General features: G+C 51.1%; 1 protein-coding gene. It reads right to left on the bottom strand.

Features of this window, described 5'->3' with window-relative positions:
• A partial coding sequence (locus RMT89_RS41115) for a hypothetical protein (protein ID WP_315888862.1) occupies positions 1-458 on the bottom strand: 458 nt, incomplete at both ends.

Below are 458 nucleotides of genomic sequence, written 5' to 3'. Positions count from 1 at the left end.
CATCTTGATGCCATTGCCGTTACGACGAGCCGTCCACGTTCCCCATTGGCGTTTAGGAAGCCACTTACCTTCAGCACCAGAAGTACGATATGCGATAGGCTTATTGAAGCCCTCTGCAATAGACTGATTGGCAGCAGCAACCTTGTTCGCCAGTGTCTGGGCAAAGTTGACAGCATGTTCCATGTAGTCTTGTGCAGCCTGAATATCGTTGTCACGGAACGCTTTGACGATACGGTCACGGTGCTCATTGATGGAAAGCTGGTGTTCCTTATCACCACGAACAGCCTGAATTTGACGGCTGACGATCTGCGCAGGGGTCAATTCCTGTTCAGGAGCTACAGTGGCAGCAGCTTCATTCATGGCGATAGAAGCAGCCAGTGCAACACGTTCTGCACGGGTAGCAGACACTTCACCATTATCGATCTGGTAAAGCACATTCTTGGCCTGTTCGACAGGCA

This window comes from Streptomyces sp. P17, from assembly GCF_032436805.1.
Lineage (GTDB): Bacteria > Actinomycetota > Actinomycetes > Streptomycetales > Streptomycetaceae > Streptomyces.
This window is presented reverse-complemented; position numbering and strand designations above follow the sequence as displayed.